We start from the raw sequence: 19,524 nt of genomic DNA on the forward strand, positions 1-19,524 counted from the left end.
TCGCCAAGCAGGGCGGGAAATATCATTTCAGGAATAATCAATGAAGATGGCGAAGGCCCCAGCCACCGCTCCCTTGTTCAAGGCTTTGGGTGACTATAAAAGCATTCTGATCAGCGTCGGCTGTTTTACCGCACTGATCAATGTGCTGATGCTGGTGCCCTCCATATATATGCTGCAGGTCTATGACCGGGTGCTGTCTTCGCAGAACGAAACCACCCTGGCGATGCTGTCGCTAATGGTCGTTGGTTTCTTCGCCTTCATCGGGCTGCTCGAAGTGGTGCGCAGCTTTATCGTGATCCGCATCGGCAGCCAGCTGGAGCGCCGTTTCAATCTGCGGGTCTATCAGGCAGCGTTCGAGCGCAACCTGTTCAAGGGTGAGGGCAACGCCGGGCAGTCCCTGGGCGATCTGACCCACATTCGCCAATTCGTCACCGGGCCTGCGCTGTTCGCGTTCTTCGATGCGCCGTGGTTCCCGGTTTATCTGTTCGTGATTTACCTGTTCAATGTCTGGCTCGGCGTGCTCGCCACGGCGGGTGCACTGCTGCTGATCGCACTGGCGTGCCTGAACGAATACATGACCAAAAAGCCGCTGGGCGAAGCTGCGGGTTACTCGCAGAAATCCAGCCAATTGGCCACCAGCCACCTGCACAACGCTGAAACCATTCAAGCCATGGGCATGCTCGGCGCCTTGCGCAAGCGTTGGTTCCAGGTGCATTCAAGCTTCCTCGGCCTGCAGAATCAGGCCAGCGACACCGGCGCAGTGATCAGCTCGCTGAGCAAGACCCTGCGCCTGTGCCTGCAATCGCTGGTGCTGGGCCTTGGCGCACTGCTGGTGATCAAGGGTGACATGACCGCCGGGATGATGATCGCAGGTTCCATCCTGATGGGGCGGGTACTGAGCCCGATCGACCAGTTGATTGCCGTGTGGAAGCAGTGGAGCGGGGCGAAGCTGGCTTACCGCCGCCTCGATGCGCTGCTGCAAGCCTTCCCGCCGAGCGATGACGCCATGGCGCTGCCGGCGCCGAAAGGCCAGATCACTTTTGAACAGGTCAGCGCCGGTCCTCCGGGGCAGCGTGCCGCGACCCTGCACATGGTCAATTTCAACCTGGCGGCCGGTGAAGTGCTGGGTGTGCTCGGTGCTTCCGGCTCCGGCAAATCAACACTGGCGCGCGTGCTGGTCGGCGTATGGCCGGCCCTCGGCGGCACAGTGCGCCTGGACGGCGCCGACATCCATCGCTGGAACCGCGATCAGCTCGGCCCGTACATCGGCTATCTGCCGCAAGACATCGAATTGTTCAGCGGCAGCATCGCCGAGAACATCGCTCGCTTCAGCGAAGCCGATCCGCAAAAGGTCGTGGCCGCTGCGCAACAGGCCGGCGTGCATGAACTGATCCTGCGTATGCCGCAAGGCTACGACACGCAACTGGGCGAGGACGGCAGCGGTCTGTCCGGCGGCCAGAAACAGCGCGTGGCTCTGGCCCGTGCGCTGTACGGCAATCCGAGCCTGGTGGTGCTGGACGAGCCGAACTCCAACCTCGACACCGTCGGCGAAGCCGCGTTGTCCAGTGCCATCGTGCAGCTCAAGGCCCAAGGCACCACCGTGGTGCTGGTGACCCACCGTTCTTCGGTACTGGCCCAGGCCGACAAGCTGCTGGTACTCAACGACGGTCGGCTGCAAGCCTTCGGCCCGAGCCACGATGTGCTCAAGGCACTGTCCGGCAATCAGACCGGCAATCAGCCCGGCAACCCGCCACAACAAAATGAAAAACCTGCGCCAGCACCGGCCGGGCTCAGCATGAGCCGCCAGTATCAGCCGACGACAAGGAATTCGGGTGTATGAGCAGCGCGAACATGAACACGCAAAACGAAGCGACGATGGAACACGCCTACATCACCGAACGCCCGGAGCGAGACGCCAAATTCTTCGCCCGCATGGGCTGGATTCTGGCGCTGGTCGGTGCCGGCAGTTTCTTCACCTGGGCAGCATTGGCGCCGCTGGATCAAGGCATTCCGGTACAAGGCACCGTCGTGGTGTCAGGCAAGCGCAAAGCCGTGCAGTCGATGAGCAGCGGCGTGGTCAGCCGGATTCTGGTGCGTGAAGGCGAAATCGTGAAGCAGGGCCAGCCGCTGTTCCGCCTCGACCAGACCCAGGTCGCCGCCGACGTGCAATCGCTGCAGGCGCAATACCGCATGGCCTGGGCCAGCCTGGCGCGCTGGCAGGCCGAGCGTGACAACCTCAAGCAAGTGACCTTTCCGGCAGAACTGAGCGACAACGCCGATCCGCGCCTGGCACTGGTGCTTGAGGGCCAGCGGCAATTGTTCAGCAGCCGCCGCGAAGCGTTCTCCCGCGAGCAGGCCGCCCTGCGTGCCAGCATCGAAGGTGCCACCGCGCAACTGGCGGGCATGCGTCGCGCCCGTACCGACCTCAACGCCCAGGCCGACTCGCTGCAACAGCAGTTGAGCAACCTGCAACCGCTGGCCGACAACGGCTACATCCCGCGCAACCGCTTGATGGAATACCAGCGTCAGCTGTCGCAGGTTCAGCAGCAACTGGCCGAAAACACCGGCGAAAGTGGCCGGGTGGAGCAGGGCATTCTTGAGTCGCGCCTGAAGCTGCAACAGCACGGTGAGGAATACCAGAAGGAAGTCCGCACCCAGTTGGCCGACGCGCAACTGAAAAGCGTCACGCTGTCCGAGCAACTGACCTCCGCCGGTTTCGACCTGCAACACAGCGAAATCCTCGCCACCGCCGACGGCGTGGCGGTCAACCTCGGCGTACACACCGAAGGCGCTGTGGTGCGTCAGGGCGAAACCCTGCTGGAAATCGTCCCCCAAGGCACACGCCTGGAAGTCGAAGGGCACCTGCCGATCAACCTGATCGACAAGGTCGGCACGCACCTGCCGGTCGACATCCTGTTCACCGCGTTCAACCAGAGCAAGACGCCACGGGTGCCCGGCGAAGTCAGCCTGATTTCCGCAGACCAGATGGTCGACGAGAAAACCGGCGTGCCGTACTACGTGTTGCGCAGCAGCGTCAGCGATCAGGCCATGGAAAAGCTCAACGGTCTGGTGATCAAGCCCGGCATGCCGGCGGAAATGTTCGTGCGCACTGGCGAACGTTCACTCCTCAACTACCTGTTCAAGCCGCTGCTCGACCGCGCCGGTTCCGCGTTGACCGAAGAATAAGGATGTTCGGCTGTATGAATAAGCTTTCCATGCTGGCGGCAGCGTTCGCGCTGCTCGCGGGCAACAGTGCAATGGCGGCCATGGGGCCGTTCGAGATCTACGAGCAGGCGTTGCGCAATGACCCGGTGTTCCTTGGCGCGATCAAGGAGCGCGATGCAGGCCTTGAAAACCGTGCCATCGGCCGCGCCGGGTTGCTGCCAAAACTGGGTTACAACTACAACAAGGGCCGCAACTCGTCGAAAGCCACGTCCCTCGACGAACGCGCGCGCAACCGCACCGATGACCGTAACTACAGCAGCTACGGTTCGAGCCTGACCCTGCAACAACCGTTGCTCGACTACGAAGCCTACGCGGCGTATCGCAAGGGTGTGGCCCAGTCACTGTTTGCCGACGAGAACTTTCGCGGCAAGAGCCAGGAACTGCTGGTTCGCGTACTGGATAACTACACCAAGGCCTTGTTTGCCCAGGATCAGATCGACATCGCGCAGGCCAAGAAGAAGGCGTACGAGCAGCAGTTCCAGCAGAACGAGCACATGTTCCGCCAAGGCGAGGGCACTCGCACCGACATCCTCGAAGCCGAGTCGCGTTATGAACTGGCGACCGCCGAGGAAATCGAAGCCCGCGACGAGCAGGACGCCGCTCTCCGGGAGCTGGGCGCATTGGTAGGCGTGCCGGCGATGGACATCAGTGATCTGGCGCCGCTGGATCAGAACTTCCAGACATTCGCCTTGATGCCGGCCAATTACGACACCTGGCACGAACTGGCGGTCAGCAACAACCCGAACCTCGCATCCCAGCGTCAGGCTGTGGAAGTGGCGCGGTACGAAGTCGAGCGCAACCGCGCCGGGCACCTGCCGAAAGTCAGCGCTTACGCCACGATGCGCCAGAACGAGTCGGAAAGCGGCAACACCTACAACCAGCGTTACGAAACCAACACCATCGGTTTCGAAGTCAGCGTGCCGTTGTATGCCGGCGGCGGCGTGTCGGCCTCGACCCGTCAGGCCAGTCGTACCATGGAGCAGGCTGAATACGAGCTGGACGGCAAGACCCGCGAGACGCTGATCGAACTGCGCCGCCAGTTCAGCGCATGCCTGTCCGGGGTCAGCAAATTGCGCGCCTATCAAAAGGCGCTGGCCTCGGCCGAAGCGCTGGTGGTGTCGACCAAGCAAAGCATTCTCGGAGGCGAGCGAACCAATCTCGACGCACTGAACGCCGAGCAACAACTATTTACCACCCGCCGCGATCTGGCCCAGGCACGCTATGACTACCTCATGGCCTGGACCAAGTTGCATTACTACGCGGGCACCTTGAGCGAGCAGGATCTGGCGCGGGTGGATGAAGCCTTCGGACAAGGCCCACGGACGCAATAACACCGTAGTTTCAACGCAAACAGCTTCAACTCAAAACAACAAAAACGAGTGGTGAACATGGACGTACGCATCAAGCCGATTTCGGTCGGCACCCTGCTGCTTGTGATTTCTGCAGCCCAGGCCCAGGCCCGATACCTCGAATCCGGACAGCCCGGCGATCCGGCCAGTTGGCACAGCGCCGAATTCCTGCGTGACTGGGGACTGGGCCGGATGCAGGCCGATCAGGCCTATGCCGCCGGCATCACCGGCCAGGGCGTGAAGATCGGCGCACTGGATTCCGGCTTCGACGCCGCCCATCCCGAGTTCGCCCGTGACCGTTATCACTCGGTACTGGCCAGCGGCAGCTACCTCGACGGCTCGCTGTTCAACGTCAACGGCACCCTCAACCCGAACAACGACTCCCATGGCACCCACGTGGTCGGCACCATGGGCGCGTCCCGCGATGGCAGCGGCATGCATGGCGTGGCGTACAACGCGCAGATCTACGTCGGTAACACCAACAAGAACGACAGTTTCCTGTTCGGCCCCAACCCCGACCCGCGCTACTTCAAAGCGGTGTACGACGCCCTGGCCGATGCCGGTGTGCGGGCGATCAACAACAGCTGGGGCAGCCAGCCGCCGGATGTCAGCTATCGAACCCTGGCGGATCTGCACGCCGCTTACGCCCAGCACTGGAACAAGGGCACCTGGCTGGATGCGGCGGCGGACGTTTCCCGTCGTGGCGTGATCAACGTGTTCAGCGCCGGCAACAGCGGCTACCCGAATGCCAGCGTGCGCTCGGCGCTGCCGTACTTCCAGCCTGATCTGGAAGGCCATTGGCTGGCGGTTTCCGGACTGGATCAAAGCAATCAGCAGAAGTACAACCAGTGCGGCCTCGCCAAATACTGGTGCATCACCACGCCGGGGGCGAAGATCGACAGCACCATTCCCGACGGCGGATATGCGATCAAGTCCGGCACCTCGATGGCCGCGCCGCACGCCACCGGCGCACTGGCACTGGTGATGGAACGCTATCCGTACATGAACAATCAGCAGGCTCTCGAAGTGCTGCTGACCACCGCCACTCAACTCGACGGTTCGGTGACCGACGCGCCGACCGAGCGAGTCGGCTGGGGCGTGGCCAACCTGTACCGGGCGATGCGCGGGCCGGGGCAATTGCTCGGGGCGTTCGACGCTAATCTGGCGGCCGGGCAGAACGATGTCTGGAGCAACGACATCAGCGACAAAGCCCTGATCCAGCGCCAGAGCGAGGATCTCGCCGAACACAGCGCCTGGCAGCAAACCCTGCAAAGCAAAGGCTGGCAGAACGGCGTGCCGGTCGGCGCCAGCCAACAGGATCAGACCGATTACGCCGTGGGCATGGCTCGCGATGCAGCAGCGGCCGGTCGGGTGTATCAGGGCAGTCTGATCAAGTCCGGCGACGGGCGACTGGTTCTGACCGGTAATAACAGCTATCGCGGGCCAACAACGGTCAATGGCGGTCTGCTGACGGTGAACGGTTCGCTGACCTCGGCCGTGACCGTCAACGACGGCGGTGCCCTCGGCGGCTCCGGGCGGATCGGCGCACTGACCGCCAACAGCGGCGGTCGCGTGGCGCCGGGCAATTCCATCGGCACGTTGAACGTCGCCGGTGACGTAACCTTCGCGCCGGGTTCGACCTACGCCGTGGAATTGTCTCCCACCAGCAGCGACCGCATCGTCGCCGGCGGCACGGCGTCCATCAACGGCGCCACTGTCAGCCTGTCGCTGGAAAACAGTCCGACGCTGCTCAGCACCACCGAAGCCAGAAGCCTGCTCGGCCAGCAATACAACATTCTGCAAGCGGCGGGTGGCATTCAGGGGCGATTTGGTGCGGTGCTGCCGGACTACCTGTTCATCGGTGGCAGCCTGGCCTACAGCGGTAACGGCATCGGCTTGAATGTCGAGCGCAACGCGACATCGTTCGCCAGCATCGGCCAGACCCCGAATCAGCGCTCCGTGGCCACTGCCGTCGAAGGTCTGGGCGCGGGCAATTCGGTTTACGAAAGCCTGCTGTTGTCGGCCACCGCCAGTGATGCGCAACAAGCCTTTCAACAGTTGAGCGGTGAAATTTACCCGGCCCTCGGCTCCGTGCTGATCAACGACAGCCGGCAACTACGCGACGCCATCGGCGAACGCCTGCATGACTCGAATGCCACGCAAAGCAATGGCTGGATCAAAGCCCTCGGCGCCTGGGGTACAACCGACTCGCGCCACGACACCGCTGGATACAGCACGTCGATTGACGGCCTGCTGGCCGGTGTCGACGGAGCGCTGGACGAGCAGACCCGCATCGGTCTGGTCACCGGTTACAGCGACAGCTCGCTGAGCATGGGCTCGGGCACGCATTCCTCGGCCAAGGTCGACAGCTATCACCTCGGCGCCTACGCCGGTCATGACTTCGGCGCCTGGCGCCTGAGCACCGGCGCGGCCTACAGCTGGCATCGCGCCGATGTGAAACGCGACTTGCAGTACGGCAACGTCAGCGCCAAGCAAAAAGCCAAGGTCGATGCCGCCACCACTCAGGTATTCGGCGAGGCGGCCTATCGGCTGAACCTGCAACCGCTGGCCCTGGAGCCGTTCGCCAACCTGGCTTACGTACACCTCGACACCGACGGATTCACCGAAAAGGGCGACGCCGCTGCGCTTAAAAGTGGTAACGATCAGCGTGACGCGGTGCTCGGCACCCTCGGCGTGCGAGCGATCAAGACCTTCGATCTGTCGTCCGCGCAGAAGCTCGATGTGAGCGGGCATCTGGGCTGGCAGCACAGCCTGACCGACATTGACTCCGAACAGCATTTGCGTTTTGCCAGCGGCAGCGCGCCGTACACGGTCGAAAGCTCGCCACTGGTGCGCGACGCCGCGCTGGTCGGCGTGCAGGCCAGCCTGGCACTGACCCGCGACGTGCGGGTGAACCTCGATTACACCGGACAACTGGCCAGCCGCGAGAAACAGCATGGCGTGGGCCTGAGCCTGAACTGGCAGTTCTAAACACACGGATTTTGTGCAACATCACTAAGGAAGGTCGCTGGATGAAAAACAACAACACCCCCGCGCAATCGGGTGGATGCTTTCGCCTGAAAACTCTAAACCTCGCGTTGCTTTGCGCACTGGCCACCTGGGGCAGCGCACACGCCGCGCCCTACGTCGAAAGCGGTCGGGCAGGGGATCCGGGCAGTTGGCGCAGCGCCGAATTCCAGGCCGACTGGGGCCTGGGCGCCATCGGTGCCGATCATGCCTACGCCGCCGGTTACACCGGTAAAGGCGTGAAACTGGGGATCTTCGACCAGCCGGTCTACGCCGCGCACCCGGAGTTTTCCGGCAACAACAAGGTCATCACTTTGGTGACCTCGGGGATCCGCGAATACACCGACCCGTACATCCCGGTCAAAGCCGGGGACGCGTTTCGCTATGACGGTTCGCCCTCGGTCGGTTCCGACGGCAAGCTCGGCGCCCACGGCACCCACGTCGGCGGTATCGCCGCCGGCAGCCGTGACGGTGGACCGATGCACGGTGTGGCGTTCGGCGCGCAGATCATCAGCGCCGACAACGGCGACCCGGGCCCGGAAGACGGCATCGTGCGCGGCAACGACGGCGCGGTGTACAAGGCCGGCTGGGATGCGCTGATCGCCAGCGGCGCGCGGATCATCAACAACAGTTGGGGCATCGGCATCACCGACCGTTTCGACCTCGGCGGCCGTAATCCGGCGTACCCGCACTTCACCGTCAATGACGCGCAACTGCAGTTCAACGAGATCCGCACACTGCTCGGCACCAAACCCGGCGGCGCCTACGACGGTGCAATCGCCGCCGCGCGCAGCGGGATCGTGACGATTTTCGCGGCGGGCAACGACTACAACCTGAACAACCCGGACGCCATCGCCGGCCTCGGTTACTTCGTCCCGGACATCGCACCGAACTGGATCACCGTCGCCGCCCTGCAAAAGAACCCGGATCTGGCCAATGCCAATCCGTACATCATGAGTACGTTCTCTTCGCGCTGCGGATACACCGCAAGTTTTTGCGTCTCGGCACCGGGTACGAAAATCTTCAGCTCGATCATTGAAGGCACCAACGCCGACAACCTGACCACCGGCTACAAGAACTACAACGGCACCTCGATGGCCGCGCCGCATGTGGCCGGTTCCATGGCGGTGCTGATGGAGCGCTTCCCGTACATGTCCGGCGATCAGGTCGCCAGCGTATTGCGCACCACGGCCACCGACCTCGGCGCACCGGGCATCGACGCCCTGTACGGCTGGGGCATGATCAACCTGCGCAAGGGCATCGACGGCCCGGCGATGTTCGTCACCGAGCAGGACATCCCCGAAGAATTCCGCATCCAGGGCGCCTACGGTTCCGGCCAGTTCGTGGCCGATCTGCCGGGCATCGGCGCGATCATCGATGCGGGCAAGCCCACGGAGCGTGTGTGCAACGACATCACCTGCGGGCTCGACACCTGGCGCAACGATATTTCCGGCCATGGTGGTCTGACCAAACAAGGCATCGGCACTCTGGTGCTGACCGGCAACAACACCTACAGCGGCCCGACCTTGGTGAATCAGGGGCGACTGGCAATCAACGGCTCACTGCAATCGGCGGTCACGGTCAATGACGGCGGCATCCTCGGCGGTAACGGCCGGATCGCTGCGCTGACCGCCAACAGCGGCGGTACTGTGGCGCCGGGCAATTCCATCGGCACCTTGAACGTGGCGGGTGACGTGACCTTCGCGCCAGGTTCGACCTATGCGGTAGAAGTGTCGCCGACCAGCAGCGACCGGATCGTCGCCGGCGGCAAAGCGGTGATCGAAGGTGCAACCGTAACCATGTCCCTGGAAAACAGCCCGACGCTGTTGACCACCGGCGAAGTGAAGAGCCTGCTCGGCACCCAGTTCAACATCTTGCAGGCAGCGGGCGGCATTGAAGGGCAGTTCGGCCAAGTGTTGCCCGACTACGCGTTCCTCGGTGGCACCCTGGCGTACTCGGCGAGCGGTGTGCAACTGGACGTCGGCCGTAATGGCGCTTCGTTCGCCAGCGTCGGCCTGACGCCGAACCAGCGCGCAGTCGGTGCTGCCGCCGAACGCCTCGGCGCCGGCAATGCGTTGTTCGAAACCCTGTTGCTGTCGCCGTCGGCGGCCGCTGCGCAGGACGCGTTCCAGCAACTGTCCGGCGAGATTCACCCGGCCATCGGCACACTGCTGATCAACGACAGCCGCTACCTGCGCGATGCCGTGGGCGAACGTCTGCGCGAACGCGATCTGTTCGATGCCGGCGCGCCGACCGATGACCGCAGCAACGCCTGGCTCAAAGTACTGGGTTCATGGGGCAAGAGCGATGGAGGGTCCAAATACGCCGATTCCACCAGCTCCATCGGTGGTCTGCTGGCCGGTGTCGACGGCTTGATCGCTGAAGATACCCGTCTGGGTTTCGTTACCGGTTATAGCGACAGTTCGTTGAGCATGGGCGAGGGTACACATTCGTCCGCGTCGGTCGATAGCTATCACTTGGGTGCATACCTGGGACATCAGATCGATGCGCTGCGTCTGACCGCCGGTGCGGCCTACAGCTGGCATCGCATTGACGTCAAACGCGACTTGCAGTTCGGTGGCGTCAGCGGCAAACAGAAGACCAAGCGCGATGCGACCACCGCGCAACTGTTCACCGAAGCGGCCTACGACCTGGGCCTGCAACCGATGAACCTGGAGCCGTTCGCCAACCTGGCCTACGTGCACCTCAACAGCGACAGCTTCACCGAGAAGGGTGATGCCGCCGCACTGAAGGGCGGCGAAGACAACCGCGACGTGGTGTCGTCGACCCTCGGTGTGCGGGCCAAGCGCACGTTTGCCCTGTCGGAGAAGCACCAGCTGGAACTGGGCGCAAGCCTGGGCTGGCAGCACAACCTGAGTAGCGTGGATGCCGACAGTCACTTGGCCTTCGCCAATGGCAACAGTGCGTTCACGGTGCAAAGTGTGTCGATGGATCGAGATGCAGCGGTGGTCGGCGTACGCGCCGGGCTGGCGCTGAATCGCGATGTCCGGGTCAACCTGGACTACAACGGGCTGATCGGCTCCAACGAAAAGGACCACGGTGTGGGCCTGACGCTGGACTGGCAGTTCTAAGGGGTAGCGGCAGTTCTTTCGAGAACTGCCGTTTTTGAAAGGAAGAGAGAGCACAACATGGGATTGTTCGATTACAAAAATGCCGACGGCAAAGCGCTGTACAGCGATGCCATCGCCCTGACGCTGTATGCCTACACGCCGACCGGGCAGGCCTTGCCCGGCACCGGCTGGAAGCCGATCGGCGCCACGGCGCTGGGCTATCAGGGCAAGGTCGGGGCCCAGGGCACGTTCTTCGGCGAGAAGGACGGTTTCACCAGCGCCGAAGCCGAAGTGCTCGGCAAGTACGACGCCGCAGGCAAGCTGATCGGCATCGGCGTGGCCTTCCGGGGCACCGGCGGGCTGGGTTACAGCGACACCTTCGGCGACATGAAAAATAATCTGCTGGCCGCCATCGGCCCGACGGATTACGCCACCCAGTACGCGAAAAACGCTTTCGACAACCTGCTCAAATCGGTGGCGGCTTTCGCGGTCGCCCACGGCATCGCGGCCAAGGACGTGCTGGTCAGCGGCCACAGCCTCGGCGGTCTCGGGGTCAACAGCGTGGCGGAGTTGAGCGCGAGCAACTGGGGCGGGTTCTTCAAAGACGCCAACTACATTTCGTTCGCCTCGCCGACCCAGAGCAGCACCGGCACCAACGTGCTGAACATCGGTTACGAGAACGACCCGGTGTTCCGCGTGCTCGACGGCACCACGTTCAGTACCGCGTCGATGGGCAAGCACGACAAGCCGCACGACTCGACCACCGACAACATCGTCAACTTCAACGACAACTACGCATCCACTGCGCAGAACCTGGTGCCGTTCAGCATCGCCAATCCGCTGAACTGGTCGGCCCACAGCTCGCTGGGGTATGCCGACGGCCTGAATCGGGTGATCGCGTCGAAGTTCTACGGCCTGACGCACAAGGACTCGACGATCATCGTCTCCAACCTTGAGGAAGCGTCGCGGGGCAAGACCTGGGTCGAGGATCTGGGCCGCAGCGGCGAACCGCACACCGGCAGCACGTTCATCATCGGCACCGACAGTGGTGACTGGCTCAAGGGCGGGGCGGGCAACGACTTCCTCGAAGGCCTGGGCGGCGATGACCGTTTCCGTGACGACGGCGGCTACAACATCCTGCTCGGTGGCCAGGGCCACAACACCTTCGAGCTGCAAAAACCGCTGCAGAACTTCAGTTTCGCCAATGACGGCGACGGCACGCTGTACGTGCGTGACGCCTACGGCGGCATCAGCATAACCCGCGACATCGGCGCGCTGGTGAGCAAGGAGTCGGGTTCGTGGTGGGGCAGCAAGGAAATCACCTGGTCCGTTACCGCCAAAGGCCTGGCCAACGGTGCCGAACTGACCCAGTACAACCATTCGCTCAGCGGCGGCGCCATGGGCGACACCCTCAAAGCCACCGCCGACGGTGACTGGCTGTTCGGCCTGGGCGGCAACGATCACCTGCAAAGCGACAAGGCGCACGTGACCTTCGTCGGTGGCGCCGGCAACGACGTGATGAGCGCGGTGGGCGGCAACAACACCTTCCTGTTCAGCGGCGCCTTTGGTTTTGACGCGATCAATGGCTACCAGGGCAGCGACAAACTGGTGTTCATGGGCGTCGAAGGCGCGGGGCAGGGTTACGACTACAAGCAACACGCGTCGCAGTCCGGAAGCGATACCGTGCTGAAGATTGGCGATTTTGCCGTGACGCTGGTCGGGGTGGGTGTGGCTAACCTGTCGGATTCGAGTTTCGTCTTCGCCTGACAGACCTTGTGGGAGCGAGCTTGCTCGCGAAAGAGGGCGTGTCAGTCGCCCGACCGGTAACTGAAAGACCGCTATCGCGAGCAAGTCGAATCGTCGCACCGTCGCTCCCACATTGTGACTGTGTAGTAAATGCTCCGGGGCGCCTCGGGAGGGGCGTTCTGGTTGTGAGCTATCTCTGAACAATTCCAACAAAGAGAGAGGCAACAGCAATGGGTGTGTATGACTACAAGAATTTCGGTACGGCGGATTCCAAGGCGCTGTTCAGCGACGCCATGGCCATTACGCTGTATTCCTACCACAACCTCGATAACGGCTTTGCCGTCGGTTATCAGCACAACGGCTTCGGCCTCGGCTTGCCGGCCACGCTGGTGACCGCGCTGATCGGCGGTACGGATTCCCAGGGGGTGATCCCCGGCATTCCGTGGAACCCCGATTCGGAAAAAGCCGCACTCGACGCGGTGAAAAAAGCTGGCTGGACCCCGATCACCGCCTCGCAACTGGGTTACGAGGGCAAGACCGATGCCCGCGGCACCTTCTTCGGTGAAAAGGCCGGCTACACCAGCGCCCAAGTGGAAATCCTCGGCAAGTACGACGCTCAGGGACATCTCACGGAAATCGGTATCGCCTTTCGCGGCACCAGCGGCCCGCGGGAAATCCTGATCGGCGACTCCATCGGTGATGTGATCAACGACTTGCTCGCCGCGTTCGGGCCCAAGGATTACGCCAAGAACTACGTCGGCGAGGCATTCGGCAACCTGATGAACGATGTGGTGGCGTTCGCCAAGGCCAACGGCCTCACCGGCAAGGACGTGCTGTTCAGCGGCCACAGCCTCGGCGGGCTGGCGGTCAACAGCATGGCGGACCTGAGCACCAGCAAATGGGGCGGGTTCTTCCAGGATTCCAACTACATCGCCTACGCCTCGCCGACCCAGAGCAGCACCGACAAGGTGCTCAACGTCGGCTACGAAAACGATCCGGTGTTCCGCGCCCTCGACGGCTCGACCTTCACCGGCGCCTCGCTCGGCGTACACGACGCGCCCAAGGAATCGGCGACCGACAACATCGTCAGTTTCAACGACCACTACGCCTCGGCGGCGTGGAACGTGCTGCCGTTCTCGATCGTCAACATTCCGACCTGGATCTCGCACCTGCCGACCGCCTACGGCGACGGCATGAACCGGGTGATCGAGTCGAAGTTCTACGACCTGACCAGCAAGGACTCGACGATCATCGTCGCCAACCTGTCGGATCCGGCGCGGGCCAACACCTGGGTGCAGGACCTGAACCGCAACGCTGAAACCCATAAGGGCAGCACCTTCATCATCGGCAGTGACGCCAATGACCTGATCCAGGGCGGCAACGGCAACGATTATCTGGAGGGCCGCGCCGGCAACGACACGTTCCGCGACGGCGGGGGTTACAACATCCTGCTTGGTGGCTCGGGCAACAACACCCTGGAGTTGCAGAAGTCGGTCAATACCTTCGACTTCGCCAACGACGGCGCCGGCAACCTGTACATCCGCGATGCCAACGGCGGGATCAGCATCACCCGCGACATCGGCAGCATCGTCACCAAGGAGCCGGGCTTTCTCTGGGGCCTTTTCAAGGACGACGTGACCCACAGCGTCACCGCGACCGGCCTGAAGGTCGGCAACAACGTCACTCAATACGAATCGAGCGTGAAGGGCACCGGCGGCGCCGACACCCTCAAGGCCAAGGCCAGCGGTGACTGGTTGTTCGGACTGGACGGCAACGATCATCTGATCGGTGGGGCTGGCAACGACGTGTTCGTCGGCGGTGCCGGCAATGATCTGATGGAGTCGGGCGGCGGGGCGGATACCTTCCTGTTCAGCGGCGCATTCGGCCAGGATCGCGTGGTGGGTTACACCGCGAACGACAAACTGGTGTTCCTCGGCGTGCAGGGCGTATTGCCCAACGACGACTTCCGCGCCCATGCCACGGCGGTGGGACAGGATACGGTGCTGAAATTCGGCGCTGATTCGGTAACGCTGGTCGGGGTTTCGTTGAACAGCCTGAGTGCCGACGGGATCGTGATCGCCTGATGCTTGGGGCGCCTTCAAGGGCACCATCGCGAGCAGGCTCACTCCCACATTTGACCTGGTACTGGTCTTTTGTGGGAGCGAGCCTGCTCGCGATTGAACGATAACGCAGTATCGAACGTGACTCACCAGCCACTCCCTGACTCCAATCCCTGCACCAACAGGAAATGCGGCCTAAAGCCATGACGGCAACGTTCGTCATGTAAGGGTCGCCAACGAGTACAGGAGATTCACACGTGAAAGGTTTCAAGAGGTTTATCGGTATCGCGGGACTGGCGCTGCTGTCGGCCAAAGCCTGGGCCGATCTGCCTCACAGCTCGATTCTGAGCCGTTATGGCGTCACCACCGATGAACTGCCAAAGCCGGCCGAAAGTGATGACGTCAAACCCGTTGAAGAGAAAAGCCGCTTTCATATCCAGCCCGAACAACCGTTCGTGACTGTTCGTATCGGCGAAAACAATGAGCCGGAAATGACCGGCAATCTGAGCATCGACCGCATGGCGCAGCAGGAACGCCAGCGGTGCCAGCGATTGCAGGAAGAGCTGGTTCGCCGGGGCGAGCGTCCCTTCAGTTGCGACGGCTCACTCCCGGGCATGGCATTACCCCGCTGACAAAAGCAAAAAAGGCTGCGCTCCAACAGGAACGCAGCCTTTTTTGATCGGGTAACCGTCAGTCTTCTTTACGCACCGTGGCCACTTCATCGGCACGTACACGGATCTTGGCGCCGGAAATATCCTTGAACTCGTAGAAGCCGTCCTCGTTTTTGGTATCGGGCATGTCTTCGGTCAGGTACTGGGTGCCGTTCTGCAGGGTGACCACCGTCGGGGTCGAGCAACCGGCCAGGGTCAGCAGGGCCGCAACAGCCAACGGGATCCCGAGAGTCTTGATTTTCATAAGCAGCATTCCTGTTCATTTCGACCATTGTCGGCCTCTATCGCGGTTGGTGCCATTACGCCCGGAAAAGTTCGATGGCCACCTGAAAAAATCCGCATTGACGGTGCCACTGATCTTTTTCCGTTTGCGCCCGCCGGGGCAGGCTGGTATCTGTACGCATAACCAGTACTCGCTTGCCATGGCCCCGAAATCACCGTGACTGCCAATCCCCTCGACGATCCGTTCTATTACCTCAACAACTTTCGCCAGGTGCTTGATTGGCTTGAGCTTCGCTACGCCGACGTGATGAGCGAAGCGGAGCACGCCTTCATCCGCGACTTCAAGGCACTGCCGCGCGGATCCCAGGGGTTGCTGGTGCGGATGGTGATGCGCAAGGGCGTGCATTTTCGTGCCGGCAAGCTGAATTATCCGGAAATCGGCCACATCGCCGAGGCGGCGCAACCGCTGCTGGAGCATGGCTGGCTCGATGAACAGGCGCCGTTGTCGATGACGGATCTGTTCGAGGTGTTGCTCAAGGCTGAGATCCTGCAAGCCTTCGGCCCGGCCATCGACCAGCCCAAAGGCAGGAAAGTCGACTGGCTGCCGCTGTTGCACGAACAATTCCCCGAGCCCCGCAGTTTTCAGCAATGGTGCCCAACGCTGGTGGATCGGCTGTTCAGCCTGACGCTGAAGGACCTGTGCGACCGTTTTCGCCTGATGTTCTTCGGCAACCTCTATCAGGACTGGTCGGAGTTCGTGCTCGCGGACCTCGGCATATTCACCTACGAAAAAGTCGAATTCAGCGCCGATTCCCGGGGCTTGCGCAGCCGCGCCGACGTCGATGCCTGCCTGTTTCTGCACGATTGCCAGCTGTATTTCGAAGCCGGCGAGCCGCTGGAGCCAATTGTCGAACAGGTCGCGGCGCTGCAGTTCGATAACCCGTGGCTGCAACGCCGGCGCGGCAAGCTGTTGTTCCAGATCGGCCAATACTGCGAGCGCATCGGCGAATTCGCCCTGGCCCTGAAGATCTATCGCGACTGCGCCTATCCCGGCGCGCGATTGCGGATGATCCGTGTGCTGGAGCGCAGCACCGAATATGCGTTGGCTCTGGAGCTGGCGGTCATTGCCGAGCAGGCGCCGGAAACTGCCACCGAACAGCAGGGCCTGCAACGGATGTTGCCGCGCTTGCGGCGCAAGCTCGGCGGGCCACCGATCAAGCGCACCGCGCCGGGGATGGTGGAGCGTCTGGATCTGCACCTGCCGCGTCTCGATCCGGCGTTGTCGGTGGAATATCACGTTCAGGCGCACCTGCACGAAGAAACGGGCCCGGTGCATTACGTGGAAAACAGCCTGATCAATTCATTGTTCGGCCTGCTGTGCTGGCCGGCGATCTTCGCGCCGTTGCCGGGCGCATTCTTTCACCCGTTCCAGCGCGGACCAGTGGATCTGCTCAACGAGGACTTCCAGCCCCGTCGCGCCGAACTGTTTCAGGCCTGTCTGGCGGAACTCGACGATGGTCGTTATGCCGACACTATCCGCGCGCGGTTCGCCGCCAAATGGGGCGTGCAGTCGCCGTTCGTGTTCTGGGGCGCGCTCAATGAAGAGCTGTTGGATCAGGCGCTGGCCTGTCTGCCGGCCGAACACCTCAAGCACTGGTTCAGCCGTCTGCTGCTGGACATCAAGGCCAATCGCGCCGGCATGCCCGACCTGATCCAGTTCTGGCCGCAGCACAAGACCTACCGGATGATCGAAGTCAAAGGCCCCGGCGATCGCTTGCAGGACAATCAATTGCGCTGGCTGGAGTTCTGCCACACGCACCGCATGCCGGTCGCCGTGTGTTACGTGCAATGGGCGGAGCAGGGCACTTGAGCTACAGCATCGCGGTGCGGGCGCTGTGCGAGTTCACCGCGAAAACCGGTGACCTCGACTTGCGCTTCACCCCGTCACCGACCGCGCTGGAGGGGATTGCCGGGCATCGCACCGTGGCATCCCGACGCAACGATGCGTACCAGAGCGAAGTGGCGCTGGAGGGCGCATTCGGGCCATTGAAGGTCAAGGGCAGGGCCGACGGCTACGACCCGACGCAGAACTGCCTGGAAGAAGTCAAAACCTACCGTGGCGACCTGAGCAAGCAACCGGCCAATCACCGATCACTGCATTGGGCCCAGGCGAAAATCTACGGCTGGTTGATGTGCTGTCGATTGCAGCTTGAGCAGATCAATCTGGCGCTGGTGTACTTCGACATCGTCACGGAAAAGGAAACCTGTCTGGTCGAAGCGTTCAGCGCCGATGCGCTGCGGCAGTTCTTCGAACAACAGTGCGGTTTGTTCCTCGCGTGGGCCGAACAGGAAATGGCTCACCGCGAAGCGCGCAACCGGGCGGCGCAGCAGCTGGGTTTTCCCCATGCTGCCTTTCGCCCCGGCCAGCGTCACCTCGCCGAATCGGTGTTCAAGGCCGTCAGCACCGGCCGCTGCCTGATGGCCCAGGCCCCGACCGGGATCGGCAAGACCCTCGGCACACTGTTTCCGATGCTCAAGGCGTTGGCGCCACAGCAACTGGACAAGGTCTACTTCCTCACCGCCAAGACACCCGGACGCAAACTGGCGCTGGATGCGGCGCAAGTGCTGTTCGATCACAGCGAAACCTTGCCGCTACGGGTATTGGAAATGGTCGCCCGGGACAAGGCCTGCGAACACCCGGACAAGGCTTGCCACGGCGAATCCTGCCCGCTGGCCCAAGGTTTTTACGACCGCTTGCCCGCCGCCCGTGAGGCTGCCAGCCGATTGCGTCTGCTGGATCAAGCCGCACTGCGTGACGTCGCGGCGCAGCACGGGGTATGTCCGTATTACCTGAGCCAGGAAATGGCCCGCTGGGCCGATGTGGTGGTGGCGGACTACAACTATTACTTCGATTTCAGCGCGCTGCTGTTCGGTCTGGCCCAGTTCAATCAATGGAACGTTGTGGCGTTGGTGGACGAGTCGCATAACCTGGTCGAACGCGGTCGGCAGATGTACAGCGCCACCCTCGATCAGGCGACACTAGTCAGCGTGCGCAAAACCGCGCCCGAGGCCTTGAAGAAGTCGTTGCAGCGGGTCAACCGCGAATGGAACGCCCTGCACAATGACCAGTTGGCGCCGTATCAGGCCTACGACAAGGCGCCGGAAAAACTGTTGCAGGCGCTCTCTTCCTGCACGGCGAGCATCGGCGACTACCTCAACGATCACCCGCAAGGGCTCGACAGCGCGTTGCAGAATTTCTACTTCGAGATGCTGCAATTCGGCCGGGTGGCGGAACTGTTCGACGCGCATTACCTGTTCGACATCAGCAAACGTGACCTCGAACGCAAACGCCCGCTATCGCAACTGTGCCTGCGCAACGTGGTGCCGGCGGCGTTCATCGGCCCGCGTCTGAAGGCGGCGCGCAGCAGCGTGCTGTTTTCTGCAACTCTCAGCCCGCGCCACTATTACGCGGATTTGCTTGGCACGCCGGCTGACACAGTGTGGATCGATGTCGAGTCGCCGTTCAGCGCCGAGCAATTGCAGGTGCAGATCGTCAGCCGGATTTCCACCCGTTTCACGCACCGTCAGGCATCACTGGAACCGATTGTCGAGCTGATCGCCCGCCAGTTCAGCGAGCGGCCGGGCAATTATCTGGCGTTCTTCAGCAGTTTCGATTACCTGCAACAGGTCGCGCAGTTGCTGGCCGAGCGGCACCCGCACATCACCCGTTGGCAGCAATCCCGGGGCATGACCGAAGGCGCGCGGCAGGACTTTCTCGATCAATTTACCGCCCACAGCCAGGGCGTCGGCTTTGCCGTGCTCGGCGGCGCGTTCGGTGAAGGCATCGACCTGCCGGGCGCACGGCTGATCGGCGCGTTTATCGCCACCCTCGGGCTGGCCCAGCTCAACCCGGTCAATGAACAGATGAAGCGGCGCATGGCCGCGATCTTCGGTGCCGGTTACGACTACACCTACCTGTTCCCCGGCGTGCAGAAAGTGGTGCAGGCTGCCGGGCGAGTGATCCGCACGCAGCAGGATCGCGGCGTGGTGATGCTGATCGATGATCGCTTTGCCGAAAGCCGTATCAGGCAATTGTTGCCGCGCTGGTGGCAACCCGATCTCACAGATCAGCTTTCCAAACCGCCGGTTTGAC

At 62.4% G+C, this 19,524-nt stretch carries 11 protein-coding genes; 10 read left to right on the forward strand and 1 reads right to left on the reverse strand.

What is annotated here, in order from left to right:
* Positions 1-40 precede the first annotated feature (40 nt).
* From N8H71_RS02535 to N8H71_RS02570, 8 genes are all read left to right on the forward strand, one after another.
* Positions 41-1,840 carry a type I secretion system permease/ATPase gene (locus N8H71_RS02535; protein WP_262192666.1) on the forward strand — a complete coding sequence of 600 codons (1,800 nt, stop codon included), beginning with the start codon at positions 41-43 and terminating at the stop codon, positions 1,838-1,840.
* On the forward strand, positions 1,837-3,186 hold the full coding sequence (locus tag N8H71_RS02540) for an HlyD family type I secretion periplasmic adaptor subunit (protein ID WP_262192667.1): 1,350 nt from the start codon (positions 1,837-1,839) through the stop codon (positions 3,184-3,186). The genes N8H71_RS02535 and N8H71_RS02540 overlap by 4 nt, the downstream gene beginning before the upstream one ends.
* 2 nt (positions 3,187-3,188) lie before the next feature.
* The gene (locus tag N8H71_RS02545; protein WP_262192668.1) at positions 3,189-4,556 is read left to right on the forward strand and encodes a TolC family outer membrane protein; all 1,368 of its coding nucleotides are present in this window, start codon (positions 3,189-3,191) and stop codon (positions 4,554-4,556) included.
* Between the two features lie 57 nt (positions 4,557-4,613).
* A complete protein-coding gene (locus N8H71_RS02550) occupies positions 4,614-7,565 on the forward strand; it encodes an autotransporter serine protease (RefSeq protein WP_262192669.1) in 2,952 nt (983 codons plus the stop codon).
* A gap of 41 nt (positions 7,566-7,606) precedes the next feature.
* The gene (locus N8H71_RS02555) at positions 7,607-10,693 is read left to right on the forward strand and encodes an autotransporter serine protease (protein ID WP_262192670.1); all 3,087 of its coding nucleotides are present in this window, start codon (positions 7,607-7,609) and stop codon (positions 10,691-10,693) included.
* A gap of 57 nt (positions 10,694-10,750) precedes the next feature.
* The gene (locus N8H71_RS02560) at positions 10,751-12,439 is read left to right on the forward strand and encodes a polyurethane esterase (RefSeq protein ID WP_262192671.1); all 1,689 of its coding nucleotides are present in this window, start codon (positions 10,751-10,753) and stop codon (positions 12,437-12,439) included.
* Between the two features lie 209 nt (positions 12,440-12,648).
* Positions 12,649-14,502 carry a polyurethane esterase gene (locus tag N8H71_RS02565; RefSeq protein ID WP_262192672.1) on the forward strand — a complete coding sequence of 618 codons (1,854 nt, stop codon included), beginning with the start codon at positions 12,649-12,651 and terminating at the stop codon, positions 14,500-14,502.
* A 233-nt stretch (positions 14,503-14,735) separates the two neighbouring features.
* Complete coding sequence (locus N8H71_RS02570; protein ID WP_262192674.1) at positions 14,736-15,110, forward strand: hypothetical protein; 375 nt, start codon at positions 14,736-14,738, stop codon at positions 15,108-15,110.
* Between the two features lie 58 nt (positions 15,111-15,168).
* On the opposite strand, the gene N8H71_RS02575 is transcribed toward N8H71_RS02570, so the two are convergent.
* Positions 15,169-15,393: a YgdI/YgdR family lipoprotein gene (locus tag N8H71_RS02575; RefSeq protein WP_007951417.1), complete on the reverse strand. Its 225-nt coding sequence runs from the start codon at positions 15,391-15,393 to the stop codon at positions 15,169-15,171.
* 195 nt (positions 15,394-15,588) lie between these two features.
* Here N8H71_RS02575 and N8H71_RS02580 point away from each other — a divergent pair, with 195 nt between their 5' ends.
* Both N8H71_RS02580 and N8H71_RS02585 read left to right on the forward strand, forming a co-directional pair.
* Positions 15,589-17,241 (forward strand): VRR-NUC domain-containing protein, encoded by a 1,653-nt coding sequence (locus N8H71_RS02580; protein WP_262192676.1) that lies wholly within the window; start codon positions 15,589-15,591, stop codon positions 17,239-17,241.
* The gene (locus N8H71_RS02585; protein WP_262192678.1) at positions 17,238-19,523 is read left to right on the forward strand and encodes an ATP-dependent DNA helicase; all 2,286 of its coding nucleotides are present in this window, start codon (positions 17,238-17,240) and stop codon (positions 19,521-19,523) included. Before N8H71_RS02580 ends, N8H71_RS02585 begins: the two co-directional genes overlap by 4 nt.
* The last annotated feature ends 1 nt before the right edge of the window (position 19,524 follow it).

The sequence above is a fragment of the Pseudomonas koreensis genome (assembly GCF_025447595.1).
In the GTDB taxonomy this organism is placed as follows: Bacteria; Pseudomonadota; Gammaproteobacteria; order Pseudomonadales; family Pseudomonadaceae; genus Aquipseudomonas; species Aquipseudomonas koreensis_H.

What these genes read in the sequence shown, in the direction of transcription:
- N8H71_RS02545 (WP_262192668.1), top strand. Translation starts at nt 3,189, where the DNA reads ATGTTCGGCTGTATGAATAAGCTTTCCATGCTGGCGGCAGCGTTCGCG.
- N8H71_RS02535 (WP_262192666.1), top strand. Translation starts at nt 41, where the DNA reads ATGAAGATGGCGAAGGCCCCAGCCACCGCTCCCTTGTTCAAGGCTTTG.
- N8H71_RS02550 (WP_262192669.1), top strand. Translation starts at nt 4,614, where the DNA reads ATGGACGTACGCATCAAGCCGATTTCGGTCGGCACCCTGCTGCTTGTG.
- N8H71_RS02540 (WP_262192667.1), top strand. Translation starts at nt 1,837, where the DNA reads ATGAGCAGCGCGAACATGAACACGCAAAACGAAGCGACGATGGAACAC.
- N8H71_RS02575 (WP_007951417.1), bottom strand. Translation starts at nt 15,393, where the DNA reads ATGAAAATCAAGACTCTCGGGATCCCGTTGGCTGTTGCGGCCCTGCTG.
- N8H71_RS02555 (WP_262192670.1), top strand. Translation starts at nt 7,607, where the DNA reads ATGAAAAACAACAACACCCCCGCGCAATCGGGTGGATGCTTTCGCCTG.
- N8H71_RS02565 (WP_262192672.1), top strand. Translation starts at nt 12,649, where the DNA reads ATGGGTGTGTATGACTACAAGAATTTCGGTACGGCGGATTCCAAGGCG.
- N8H71_RS02560 (WP_262192671.1), top strand. Translation starts at nt 10,751, where the DNA reads ATGGGATTGTTCGATTACAAAAATGCCGACGGCAAAGCGCTGTACAGC.